This is a genomic window from Type-C symbiont of Plautia stali (genome assembly GCF_059730935.1).
Genome location: NZ_AP035923.1, coordinates 1128372 through 1141332 on the forward strand (window position 1 = coordinate 1128372; position 12961 = coordinate 1141332).

Annotated in this window: 9 protein-coding genes; 7 read left to right on the top strand and 2 right to left on the bottom strand. The window is 59.6% G+C overall.

Annotated features, from left to right (window positions below; translation table 11 throughout):
* The first annotated feature begins 57 nt into the window (after positions 1 to 57).
* Positions 58 to 1071: an MFS transporter gene (locus AC6I7J_RS05105; RefSeq protein WP_021506545.1), complete on the top strand. Its 1014-nt coding sequence runs from the start codon at positions 58 to 60 to the stop codon at positions 1069 to 1071.
* Between the two features lie 46 nt (positions 1072 to 1117).
* Here AC6I7J_RS05105 and suhB read toward each other — a convergent pair whose 3' ends face one another.
* On the bottom strand, positions 1118 to 1921 hold the full coding sequence (suhB, locus tag AC6I7J_RS05110) for an inositol-1-monophosphatase (protein ID WP_058758291.1): 804 nt from the start codon (positions 1919 to 1921) through the stop codon (positions 1118 to 1120).
* 122 nt (positions 1922 to 2043) lie between these two features.
* On the opposite strand from suhB, the gene trmJ reads away from it, so the two are divergent.
* The 5 genes from trmJ to sseB all read left to right on the top strand — a co-directional run bounded on the left by trmJ (position 2044) and on the right by sseB (position 6843).
* Positions 2044 to 2787 (top strand): tRNA (cytosine(32)/uridine(32)-2'-O)-methyltransferase TrmJ, encoded by a 744-nt coding sequence (trmJ, locus tag AC6I7J_RS05115; protein ID WP_498006929.1) that lies wholly within the window; start codon positions 2044 to 2046, stop codon positions 2785 to 2787.
* A gap of 135 nt (positions 2788 to 2922) precedes the next feature.
* Entirely contained in the window at positions 2923 to 3420 is a 498-nt protein-coding gene (gene iscR, locus AC6I7J_RS05120; RefSeq protein WP_031279392.1) for a Fe-S cluster assembly transcriptional regulator IscR, read from the top strand.
* 89 nt (positions 3421 to 3509) lie between these two features.
* On the top strand, positions 3510 to 4679 hold the full coding sequence (locus AC6I7J_RS05125; RefSeq protein WP_498006930.1) for an IscS subfamily cysteine desulfurase: 1170 nt from the start codon (positions 3510 to 3512) through the stop codon (positions 4677 to 4679).
* Positions 4680 to 4736: 57 nt separating this feature from the next.
* On the top strand, positions 4737 to 6023 hold the full coding sequence (gene pepB, locus AC6I7J_RS05130) for an aminopeptidase PepB (protein WP_058758293.1): 1287 nt from the start codon (positions 4737 to 4739) through the stop codon (positions 6021 to 6023).
* Between the two features lie 52 nt (positions 6024 to 6075).
* A complete protein-coding gene (sseB, locus tag AC6I7J_RS05135) occupies positions 6076 to 6843 on the top strand; it encodes an enhanced serine sensitivity protein SseB (protein WP_058758294.1) in 768 nt (255 codons plus the stop codon).
* Between the two features lie 234 nt (positions 6844 to 7077).
* On the opposite strand, the gene sseA is transcribed toward sseB, so the two are convergent.
* The gene (gene sseA, locus AC6I7J_RS05140; RefSeq protein ID WP_260640754.1) at positions 7078 to 7917 is read right to left on the bottom strand and encodes a 3-mercaptopyruvate sulfurtransferase; all 840 of its coding nucleotides are present in this window, start codon (positions 7915 to 7917) and stop codon (positions 7078 to 7080) included.
* Between the two features lie 146 nt (positions 7918 to 8063).
* On the opposite strand from sseA, the gene AC6I7J_RS05145 reads away from it, so the two are divergent.
* Positions 8064 to 12944, top strand: coding sequence for an alpha-2-macroglobulin family protein (locus AC6I7J_RS05145; RefSeq protein ID WP_498006931.1), 4881 nt, complete (start codon positions 8064 to 8066; stop codon positions 12942 to 12944).
* Positions 12945 to 12961 lie beyond the last annotated feature (17 nt).

Here is a 12961-nt window from a genome sequence, read left to right on the forward strand (position 1 = left end):
CAGGGTGTGCTCTTATATGCGTTACTCTTTATCGTCAATGTTTGTGAGGAAATAAATATGCCTGAAACCTGGACTAATAATGGCAACACGGAAACGGTGGTGGAAACGCACGGCGGTTTACCGTTGAAACGCATTTCCTGGAGTGCCGTATTTGCAGGGGTGATTGCGGCATTAATCATTCATATTTTACTGGGGCTGCTGGGAACCGCGATCGGCGCCACGACCATCGATCCCCAGCAGGAACAAAATCCGCTGGAACACCTGGGGACCGGGGCGCTGATTTGGACCGGGGCCAGCATGCTGATTGCGCTGGCGGTCGGTAGCTACGTTGCCGGACGGCTGGCTCAGCGCGAAGGTGCGCTGCACGGTCTGCTGATGTTTGGTGTCAGTACCCTGATTACGCTGTGGCTGGCGATTTCACTTGCCAGCGGTATTATCGGCGGCGCCTTTAATATTTTAGGCTCCGGTTTTAATGCCCTGGGTAACGGTATTTCTGCCGTAGCGCCATCGGTGACCAATATGGCGAAAGAGAAGCTGCAGGAAAATAATATCAACCTGGATGATTTGCAAAATGAATTGCAAACCACGCTGCGTCAAACCGGCAAACCGGAACTCCAGCCGGAAAATTTACAGCAGGATGTAAATAGCGAAGCGAATAATGCGCAAAACCAGGCGAAACAGACGGCACAGAATCCACAGAATGCCGACAATGATATTGCCAATTGGATCCGTGGTGTGCTGAGTCGTCATGCCGATACGCTGCAGGCTGCAGACCGTGATGCGCTGAAAAACATTATTAAAGCGCGGACCGGAAAAAGCGATCAGGAAGCGGAGCAGATCGTTAATCAGACTGAGCAGAGCTATCAACAGGCGATGCAGAAATATCAGCAACTGAAGCAGGAAGCGGAGCAGAAAGCGCGTGAAGCCGCAGAGAAAGCCGCGGCGGCAACGGCGAAAGCCAGCTGGTTTGCCTTCTTCATGATGCTGATCGAGGCGGTGCTGGCGGCGGTCCTCGGTGGTGTCGGTCGGCGTACCCAGCCGCGCACCGTGTTAACCCACGAGCGTCGGTAATAAAGTCGGTAATAAAAAAGGCGGCTGATTTAGCCGCCTTTTTTGCTTAGCGCTTCAGCGCTTCGCTCAGTTCTTCGCGCATGCTTGCCAGCATCGCCTTCACCACACGCGGGTTACCGGCCACCAGGTTGCCAGACAGCATATAGCCGTGGTTACCGGTGAAATCGGTCACCAGACCGCCCGCTTCACGCACCAGCAGTTCACCGGCAGCGAAATCCCATGGCTTCAGGCCAATCTCAAAGAAACCGTCAACGCGACCTGCGGCCACATAGGCCAAATCCAGCGCAGCAGAGCCGGTACGGCGGAAATCAGCGCACTGGGTAAACAGTTTTGCCACGATGTTGATGAACGGCGTAGCGTGCTGCTTCAGCTTGAACGGGAAGCCGGTAGCCAGAATGGTGCCGTCGAGGTCACGCGCCGTGCTGCCGCGCAGGCGATAGCCGTTAAGCTGCGCGCCCTGACCGCGTACAGCGGTGAACAGTTCGTTACGCATTGGATCGTAAACCACCGCCACTTCGGTGCGGCCTTTGATGCGCACGGCGATAGAAACAGCAAAGTGGGGCAGACGTTTGATGAAGTTGGTGGTGCCATCCAGGGGATCGATTACCCATTGAACATCCTGATCGTCGCCCGCCAGCTCACCGCTTTCTTCGGTGATGATGGTGTGTTGCGGGTAAGATTTGCGAATCACTTCGACAATCAGACGTTCTGCGTCGCGGTCAACATTGGTAACGAAGTCGTTGCTGCCTTTCTGGCTGGCTTCGACGGCGTCCGGGGTTTCATAATTCTTGGCAATTAAATTTCCGGCCTTGCGCGCTGCGCGCACGGCGATGTTGAGCATCGGATGCATCGGTATCTCTCACTGGATGTTAAAGAACGGGGTGAAAACGGCGCGGAGTATATCAGGGTGTTCAGCAAATGTCCTGCTTTTATGTTAGGATGCGCGCCATCATTTCCTTATCGCTATCTATTATGCTGCAAAATATCCGAATCGTACTGGTAGAAACCTCGCACACCGGCAACATGGGTTCCGTTGCCCGCGCCATGAAAACCATGGGCTTAAGCAACCTGTATCTGGTCAATCCGCTGGTGAAACCGGACTCGCAGGCTATTTCACTGGCTGCCGGTGCCAGCGATGTGATCGGTGAGGCGAAGATCGTCGATACGCTGGATGAGGCGATTGCCGGCTGTAGTCTGGTGGTTGGCACCAGCGCACGCTCGCGCTCGCTGCCGTGGCCGATGCTTGACTCGCGTGAATGCGGCATCAAAAGCGTGGAAGAGGGCCAGCAGGCACCGGTGGCGCTGGTGTTTGGTCGCGAGCGCGTGGGCCTGACCAACGAAGAGCTGCAGAAGTGCCACTATCATGTCGCCATTCAGGCCAACCCGGAGTACAGCTCGCTCAACCTGGCGATGGCGGTGCAGATTATCGCCTATGAAGTGCGCATGGCGTGGCTGGACGCGCAGGAGAAAGCCAGTCCGCAGCCGCAGTACGAAGCCTCGCCGTATCCGCTGGTTGACGATCTGGAGCGCTTCTATCAGCACATCGAGCAGATGATGCTAAACAGCGGCTTTATCCGCCATGGCACACCGAGCCAGGTGATGAGCAAACTGCGTCGCCTCTATACCCGTGCGCGTCCGGAGCGCGACGAACTCAACATTCTGCGCGGCATGCTGTCGTCGTTTGAAAAACCCAAAAATGACAAGGGTAATAGTTGAGTAAAACACCAGGTTAAATAGTTGAGCGAAATACTCGGTTAAATAGTTGACCAAAATACTCGGGAATGTCAGACTGGCCTCCATTCTTCAGATAACCCGCCGACTCGCTGGCGGACGCTTACGAGGTTGTATGCTATGAGACTGACATCCAAAGGACGTTATGCCGTAACCGCTATGCTGGACGTTGCCCTGCACTCGCACGAGGGCCCGGTACCGCTGGCCGATATTTCAGAGCGTCAGGGCATTTCGCTCTCCTATCTGGAGCAGTTATTCTCGCGTCTGCGTAAGCACGGTCTGGTGGCCAGCGTGCGGGGTCCGGGTGGCGGTTATCTGTTAGGCAAAGACGCCGGGGCGATTGCAGTTGGCGCGGTGATCACCGCGGTGGACGAATCCGTTGACGCCACCAAATGCCAGGGTAAAGAGGGTTGCCAGGGCGGCGAGCGCTGCCTGACCCACGTTCTGTGGCGCGACCTGAGCGAGCGCATCAGCGATTTCCTCAACAACATCACGCTGGCGGAACTGGTGAATAACCAGGAGATCCTCGACGTGGCCGATCGCCAGAACAGCGTTGACAACCGTCGCTTCCAGCAGCATCGCGTGCAGGAAACCATCAACGTCAATCTGCGCGCCTGATCCTCTCCCGTTCAGCCTCTGCTGTTAACCCAGGAGAGGCTGAATCGTGCTATAAAGACGTATGATTTTTTATACGGAGTTTTAGCGCAATGAAATTACCGATCTACCTGGATTACGCAGCGACAACGCCTGCGGATCCGCGTGTCGCCAGCAAAATGATGCAGTTCCTCACTTTGGATGGCACCTTCGGTAACCCCGCTTCCCGTTCCCACCGTTTTGGCTGGCAGGCTGAAGAGGCCGTTGACGTGGCGCGCAACCAGGTTGCCGAACTGATCAACGCCGATCCACGCGAAATCGTGTTTACCTCCGGTGCCACAGAAGCCGATAACCTGGCGCTCAAAGGCGCGGCGCAGCAGCATCAGGCGCGCGGTAAACACATCATCACCAGTCAGACCGAACACAAAGCGGTGCTCGACAGCTGTGCTCAGCTGGCGCGCGAAGGCTTTGACGTCACCTTTCTGCAGCCCGGCGCGGACGGCATCGTCACGCCTGCGATGCTGGAAGCGGCACTGCGCGACGACACCATGCTGGTGTCGCTGATGCACGTCAATAATGAAACCGGCGTGATTCAGGACATCGCCGCGCTGGGCGCGCTGTGTCACGCGCGCGGCATCCTGTTCCACGTGGACGCCACGCAAAGCGTGGGCAAACTGCCGCTCGATGTCAGCGCGCTGCCGGTGGATTTGATGTCGTTCTCAGCGCACAAGCTGTACGGGCCGAAAGGCATCGGCGCGCTGTGGGTGCGGCGTAAACCAAAACTGCAGATCGACGCGCAGATGCACGGCGGTGGTCACGAGCGCGGCATGCGTTCGGGGACCTTGCCGGTGCACCAGATTGTCGGCATGGGCGAGGCCTATCGCATCGCGCGCGAAGAGATGGCGGACGAGAGTGCGCGTCTGGCTACGCTGCGCCATCGTCTGTGGCAGGGCATCAGCACGCTAAGCGACGTTCAGCTCAACGGTTCACTCGAACAGGGCGCGCCGAATATCCTCAATATCAGTTTTGCCCACGTCGATGGCGAATCGCTGATCATGGCGCTGAAAGATCTGGCGCTGTCGTCGGGATCCGCCTGTACTTCTGCCAGCCTTGAACCTTCCTACGTTCTGCGCGCCATGGGCGTGGATCAGCAGCTGGCCTACAGCTCGCTGCGCTTTTCGCTGGGTCGCTTTACCACGCAGGAAGAGATCGATTATGCCATCGGGGTGGTACATAAGGCGGTAACGCGCTTACGGGCGCTGACGCCGGCCACTTCCCGCTAAATTTTCGCCCTGCGCCGGTCAGTGCGCAGGGATAACAAACGCAAACGGAGCCACGCGATGACAACACAACCCATGACGATTACGCTCAGCTCCCAGGCCGCAGATGCGCGCTGGGGCGAGAAAGCCTTGCTGAGCAGCAATGAAAGTGGCATGACCGTTCACCTGACCGGTGCCGATGCGCTGATGAGCATTCAACGTGCCGGACGCAAGCTGGACGGTCAGGGCATCCGCCACGTCGCGCTGAGCGGCGAAGGCTGGGATCTGGAGAAATGCTGGGCGTTCTGGCAGGGTTTCCGCAGCCCGAAAGGCCAGCGTCAGGTCGAATGGCCGACGCTGAGTGAGGCCGATCAGGCCGAATTCGATCGTCGCCTGAAGATCGTTGACTGGGTGCGCGACACCATCAACCTGCCTGCGGAAGATCTGAGCCCGGAGCAGCTGGCGCACAGCGCCATCGATCTGATCAGCGAAGTAGGAGGTGACGCGGTGAGCTATCGCATCATCAAAGGTGAGGATCTGCGTGAGCAGGGCTATGCCGGAATTCATACCGTAGGCCGCGGCTCGACGCGTCCGCCAGTGCTGCTGACGCTGGACTTCAACCCCGGCGGCGACGACAGCACACCGGTGTACGCCTGCCTGGTGGGCAAAGGCATCACCTTTGATACCGGCGGTTACAGCCTGAAGCAGAGCGCGTTTATGGATTCGATGAAATCCGATATGGGCGGCGCGGCAACGGTAACCGGTGCGCTGGCGCTGGCGATTGCGCGCGGCCTGGATAAGCGCGTGAAGCTGTTCCTGTGCTGCGCCGATAACATGGTAAGCGGCAACGCGTTCCGCCTTGGCGACATCATCCGCTATCGCAACGGGAAATCCGTTGAAGTGATGAACACCGACGCCGAAGGGCGTCTGGTACTGGCCGATGGACTGATCGACGCCAGCGAACAGCGTCCGCAGCTGCTGATTGATGCGGCGACACTGACCGGTGCCGCGAAAACCGCGCTGGGCAACGATTACCATGCGCTGTTCACCTTTGACGACGTGCTGGCGGAGTCGCTGCTGGGCAGCGCCACCAGCGAGAATGAAGCCTTCTGGCGTCTGCCGCTGGCCGAGTTCCACCGCAACCACCTGCCGTCAAACTTTGCCGATCTGAATAACATTGCCAGCGCAGCCCACGCGGCGGGCGCCAGCAGCGCGGCAGCGTTTCTCTCGTGGTTCGTCAGCAACTATCAGCAGGGCTGGCTGCACATTGACTGCTCCGCGACCTATCGCAAAAGCGCGGTCGATCAGTGGTCCGCCGGTGCGACAGGCCTTGGCGTGCGTACGATTGCCAATCTGTTACTGAAATAATCCCGACAACGGCAGGCTGCAACCTGCCGTCTTTTTTGGAAGCCTATCCCTTATGAGTAACCGTCTTGAAGAGGTGCTGAAGCTGGCGGCCACCGAGCCTGCGCACCGTCCGGAATTTTTTCAGCTATTGCTGGAGGCCGATGTTTGGGTGCCGGGCGAAAGTCCCGCAGAGCAGTTTGATGCCACCTCGCCGGTAGAATTACAGCACTGGGAGAAAGAGGGCGGCGGCAGCGTGATCCCTTTCTTTACCTCAGAAGCAGCGATGAGCGAAGCCATCCAGGGTGAGCAGCCGTATCTGCGTTTACCGACGCGCACGCTGTTTGAAATGACGCTGGGCGAAACGCTGTTCCTCAATCCAAAACTGCCGGCCGGCAAAGAGTTTTCACCCGGTGAGATCGCGCATCTGCTGGGCGAAGAGGGCAGTGCGCTGAGCCAGCAAACGGTGCTGGAGGGCGGTCATGCGCTGCTTCTTTCAGAAGTGGCCGAGCCGCCAGCGCAGATGATCGATTCGCTGACCCAGCTGTTTGCGAAATACAAACAGGTGCGTCGCGCCTACGTTGCCAGCATTCGTGAGCGTGCCGATGAACAGGCGAATCTGCTGATTGGGATTGAAGCCGACAGCGATATTGATGCGATTATTCAGGCGGCCGGTAGCGTGGCGACCGATACGCTGCCCGATGACGCGCCAATTGATATCTGTGAAGTGGTAAGCAACGAGCAGGGTGTCAGCCATTTCTTCACCGCGCACATTACGCCGTTTTATGAGCGCCGCTGGGGCAGTTTCCTGCGCGATTTCAAAGGCAGCCAGCGGATTATCTAGTGCCGGTGCGCATCAGTGCGCCGGTAAATCGCACCGATGCTACCAGGTGCGCATAAATGCGTAATCAACATTGCACCGATGTTCTCCTGGTGCGCATAAATGCGTCATCAAAATTGCACCGATTTTACCCAGGTGCGCATAAATGCGCACCCTACATGTAGGGTCGCCGTTCACGGCGACCGGATAAATGTGCACAACATCCGACAACGCGCACCTTACGGCGACCGGATACACTTATTTCTCAATCGGTAAATCGTCGCGGCTGCCCCATTCTCCCCACGAACCGTCGTACAGCGTCACATCACGCACGCCCAGTGCGGTCAGCGCCAGAATCACCACCACCGCCGTCACACCGGAGCCGCAGCTGGCGACAATCGGCTGATCCAGTTTAATGCCTGCCTTTGCAAACAGATCGCGCAGCTCGGCGGTCGGTTTCAGCTCACCGTTGGCCACCAGATCGTTCCACGGCATATTCAGGCTGTGCGGGATATGGCCGCGCAGCAGGCCGGGACGCGGCTCATCCACTTCGGCATTGAAACGGTTGGCCGCGCGCGCATCGACAATCTGCGCGCCGCCCTCGTGGCTGATCAGCAGGACATCGGTCAGGCGCTTTACCTGGCTGCTGTCGTACTGCGCGTCAAACTCGCCTTCAGGCAGATTCACCGGACCGGTAGCCAGGCTGAAGCCAGCGGCTTTCCAGCCCTGCAGGCCGCCCGCCAGAATCGACACCTGTTCACAGCCAAAGGCGCGCAGCATCCACCAGGCGCGCGGCGCGGAGAACAGATTGCCTTCGTCGTACACCACCAGATGTTTATCCTGGCTGATGCCGAGCTCGCGCATCGCCACGGCAAAGGTCTCTGCGCGCGGCATCATATGCGGATACGGGCTGGTGTGATCGGACAGCGCTTCGATGTTGAAAAAAGGCGCATCCGGCAGATGCCCGGCCAGATACTCCGCCGTGATATCGCGCACCGCTTCCTGACCTGGCGGCAGCATGCGGGCATCCAGCACCTGCAAACGCTCTTCGTGGTAATGTTCATTCAACCAATCAGCGGACACAAACATGGCTGTCATAGCAACCTCTTCTCCATCAGCGGCAAAGGCCCAGTGTCCGGGAATGTGAAGGCTATCTCAAGGGTAACATTGCTAAAGTTGGCGGCTTGATGTGAAATTGCGCAGCACAACACGTTTAACCTTTTGGGGCTGGTGAGGGAATTACCATGGCAAGATGTGTAAAACGACTGCTGTTCAGCGTGCTGATCGGCGGCGCATTACTGGGCGGCGCGCAGCCGTCGCTGCAGGCGGCTGATACGCCTGCGCCGCAGGCCGCGACACACGCTCTCGCGGTGATCGACCTTTCCGAGCTGCAGCTGGACGGCGCGGCGGCGCTGGTACTGACCTTCAACCGCGCGCTCGACGGTCAGCAGGATTTCAACCACTGGATCAGCCTCACCGATGACAGCAGCGGCAAGGTCGACGGAGGCTGGGAGCTGGCGCAGAACGGCAAAGTGCTGCGCTTCCGCCATCCGCAGCCGGCGCGCAAGCTCACCGTCACCGTCAATGCCGGCCTGAAGGCCGCGGATGGCAGTGCCTTAGCCAGCCCATTCAGCCAGACACTCACCACGCGCGACATCCAGCCGATGGTCGGTTTCGCCAGTCGTGGCTCGCTGCTGCCGCTGCGCCTGGCGCAGGGACTGCCGGTGCTGGCGCTCAACGTTAACCAGATCGATGTTGATTTCTTCCGGGTGAAAAATGCCTCACTGGCAGATTTTCTCGCCCAGTGGAATTACGGCAACAATTTGTCGTACTGGGAATCGCGCGATCTGCTGAAAAACGCCGATCTGGTTTACAGCGGCCGCTTCGATCTCAACCCGGCACGCAATACGCGGGAAAAAATGCAGCTGCCGCTCGGCGACGTCGCGGCGCTGAAACAGCCGGGTGTCTATCTGGCGGTGATGAAACAGGCCGGCACCTACAACTACACGCAACCGGCGACACTGTTCACGTTAAGTGACATTGGTTTGTCGCTGCATCGCTTCCCGGGCCAGCTCGAACTCTTTAGCCAAAGTCTTGCCAGCGGTGCGCCGTTAGAAGATGTCACCATTCAGCTACTGGATGAGAAAGGCCAACAGCTGGCGACTGGCAGCAGCGACAGCGAGGGTCATTTACGTTTAGCGGCTAACGCCAAAGGCAAGCTGCTGCTGGCGACCAGTAAAGGCCAGACTTCGCTCATCGACCTTAATCGCCCGGCGCTGGATCTGGCCGAATTCCCGATTGATGGCCCGCAAGGCTACGACAAACAGTTCTTCATTTTTGGCCCGCGCGATCTCTATCGCCCCGGCGAAACGGTCATCGTTAATGCGCTGCTGCGCGATGCCGATGGCAAACCACTGCCGCCGCAGCCGGTGAAAGCTGAAGTGGTGCAGCCGAATGGTGAAGTGGCACAAACCTTCGTCTGGCAAGCAGAGAACGGCGTTTATCAACAACGTTTTGCCTTACCGGCCTCGGCGATGACCGGTAAATGGACGCTGCGTATTAACAGCGGCGACAACCAGCCGCGCAGCTGGCCGTTCAATGTAGAAGATTTCCTGCCCGAACGGATGGCGCTGTCGCTTAAAAGCAACACTCAGCCCCTGTCGCCAGATGCCGACGTCACCTTTGATATCGAAGGTCGCTATTTGTATGGTGCGCCAGCGGCAGGCAACGAACTACAGGGCCAGCTGTTCCTGCGTCCGGCGCGTGAAGCGGTCGCTGCGTTGCCAGGTTACCAATTTGGCGACATCACTGAGGAACTGAAACGTAGCCTTGATGATGTGGATGAAAAGCTGGACGACAGCGGCAGGCTGCAGCTTAAGGTCGAAAGCAGCTGGGCGGAAAGCCACTCTCCGCTCAACCTGATTTTGCAGGCCAGCCTGCTGGAGACTGGCGGTCGTCCGGTAACGCGGCGCACCACCCAGGCGATCTGGCCTGCGGCCGCGCTGCCGGGCATTCGTCCGTTGTTTAACAGCGAATCGGTGTACGACTATCGCACCGATCGTTATAACGACGAGCCAACCGTGCCGGAAAACAGCCTCGCCGAATTTGACGTGGTGTACGCCAATGCGCAGGGCGAAAAGCTGGCGGCGCAGGATCTTGATGTGCGTTTGATCCACGAACGTCGCGACTACTTCTGGAGCTTCTCCGACAGTGAAGGCTGGCAGTCACGTTACGATGAAAAAGATCTGCAGGAAGAGCAGCAGCGCATTAGCATTGCGGCGGGCGGCAGCCAGAAAGTCAGCTTCCCGGTAGAGTGGGGCACCTATCGTCTTGAAGTGCATGCCGGTGACAACATCGTCAGCAGCGTGCGTTTCCAGGCAGGTTACTGGTGGCAGGACAACACCAACGGCACCGGCGCGCTGCGTCCGGATCAGGTCAAACTGAAAATCGACAAAGCCGCCTATCAACCCGGTGACACCGCGCGTGTCACGGTGGAATCCCCGGCGGCCGGCAAAGGCTATTTGCTGGTGGAGTCGAGCAGCGGCACCTTGTGGTGGCAACCGCTGGATGTGCCGGCGGGCGGTGCAACCATTAATGTGCCAGTCAGTGCGGAGTGGAAACGCCACGATCTGTATCTTAGCGCGATTGTGGTGCGCGACGGCGACAAAGCGAACGGCACTACGCCAAAACGCGCGGTCGGCTTGTTGCATCTGCCAATGGCAACCGCCGCGCGCCGCCTGACGCTGGCGCTTGAGGCACCGGACAGGATTCGGCCGGAACAAACCGTGCAAGTCAAGGTTAAAGCCCGCCGCGAGGGCGGTGCGCTGCCGCAGCAGGTGCAGGTATTGTTGTCGGCGGTGGACAGCGGCGTGCTGAGCATTACCGACTATGCCACCCCCGATCCGTGGAACGGCTTCTTTGGCCGCAAGCGCTACAACGCCGATCAGTATGACGTGTTCGGACAGTTGATTGAGGGCGGCGGCAAACTGGCGGCGCTGCGTTTTGGCGGTGACGGGGATGATGCCGATGCGCTGTCGCGCGGCGGTAAAAAGCCGGTCACCGAGGCGCAGATTGTGGCGCAGCAGCTGCAACCGGTGACGCTGGATGCCAGCGGCGAGGGCACGCTGGAACTGCCGGTACCGGCCTTCAACGGCGAGCTGCGGCTGATGGCGCAGGTGTGGAGCGAAGACAGTTTCGGCGCGGCGGATCGTAAAATGGTGGTCGCCGCACCGCTGGTAAGCGAACTGGCGACGCCGCGCTTTCTTGCCAGCGGCGATCAATCAACACTGGCGCTGGATTTGACCAACCTCACCGATCAACCACAAACGTTGAACGTCACGGTTAACACCAGCGGCTTGATTGCACTCAACGGCCAAATCCCGGCCAGGGTGCAGCTGGCGAAGGGGGCGCGAACCACGCTGGCGATTCCGGTTAAAGCGCAGGACGGTTTTGGTGAGGGCGACGTGCAGGTGACCGTTTCGGGGCTGAGCCTGCCGAACGAGACGCTGGCACCGAGCGTGCGCCGCTGGAAGATTGGCGTGCGTCCGGCTTATCCGGCGCAAACCCTGAGTTTCGATAACGTAATGAACAGCGGGCAGCGCTGGCAGGTGATGGCAAGCGCGTTCAACGGCCTGCAGGCTGGCACGCTGAGCGGCCAGCTGTCGCTGAGTTCTCAGCCGCCGCTGAATATCGCCAGCTACATCAGCCAGCTTTACGCTTATCCCTATGGCTGTCTGGAGCAGACCGCCAGCGGTATCTGGCCTTCACTCTTCACTAATCACGCCCAGCTCAGCGCGATGGGCATCAAAACCAGCAGCGATGAGGCGCGCCGCGCGGCAATTGACACCGGCATTGCGCGCCTGGCCGGCATGCAGCGCGGTAACGGCAGCTTTGGCCTGTGGAGCAAAGAGAGCAGCGAGGAGTTCTGGCTCACCGCTTACGTCACTGACTTCCTGCTGCGCGCCAGCGAAGCAGGCTACAGCGTGCCGGAGGGCGTGATTAATCGCGCCGACCAGCGCCTGCTGCGTTATTTGCAGGATCCGGCGCAAATCGAAACCAGCTGGAGTAGCGATGCCGATGCGCTGCGTTTTAGCGTGCAGGCCTATGCGGGGCTGGTACTGGCGCGTCAGCAGCAGGCGCCGCTCGGCGCGCTGCGGGCGCTGTATGACCAACGCGCCCAGGCGAAGTCCGGACTGGCGCTGGTGCAGCTTGGCGTGGCGCTACAGCAGATGGGCGATACGCAGCGCGCGCAGCTGGCGCTGATGCAGGGCATCGCGCTGCAACGCCAGCCTGACATGTGGCTGGGCGATTACGGCAGTCCGCTGCGTGACCGCGCGCTAACGCTGGCGCTGCTGACGGAAAATCAGCTGCTGCCGGAGCAGCAGGGGCCATTGCTGATTGAACTGGCGCAAACGCTGCACGGGCAGCGCTGGTTCTCCACCCAGGAGAATAATGCGCTGTTCCTCGCCGCGCGGACGCTGCAGCAGCATCCGGGTGAGACCTGGCAGGCCATGCTGCAGGACCAGCCGCTGCGCAGCGATCGGCCGCTGAGTCTCGGGCTGAGCGCGCAGCAGTTGCAGCAGGGCCTGACGGTGACCAGCGACACGCCGTCGCCGCTGTACGGTACGCTCAATGTGGTCGGCTATCCGCGCACTGCGCCGTCACCGGTCAGCAACGTGCTCAGCATCAGTCGCGAATACTTCACGCTGGACGGCAAACCGGCCGATCTCAATAACCTTAAGAGCGGTGAGCTGCTGGTGGTGCGGCTGAAGGTGGGCGCCAGTCAGCGCGTCAGCGATGCGCTGGTGGTGGATCTGCTGCCGGCCGGACTGGAGCTGGAAAATCAAAACCTGAGCGACAGCAGCGCCAGCCTGGGCGACAGTGCCGATGCGCTGAAAGAGAGCATGATGGACATGCAGCAGGCAAACATTAAACATCTTGAGTTCCGCGACGACCGCTTTGTCGCCGCGCTGGCGCTGGATGGCTACACGCCCGGTACGCTGTTGTATCTGGCGCGCGCGGTGACGCCGGGCAGTTATCGTCTGCCGCCACCGCAGGTGGAGTCGATGTATGTGCCCGCGTGGCGCGCCATCGGCACCACGCCGGAAAAACTTCATGTGCGTTAAGCGCCCGTGACGCTGCG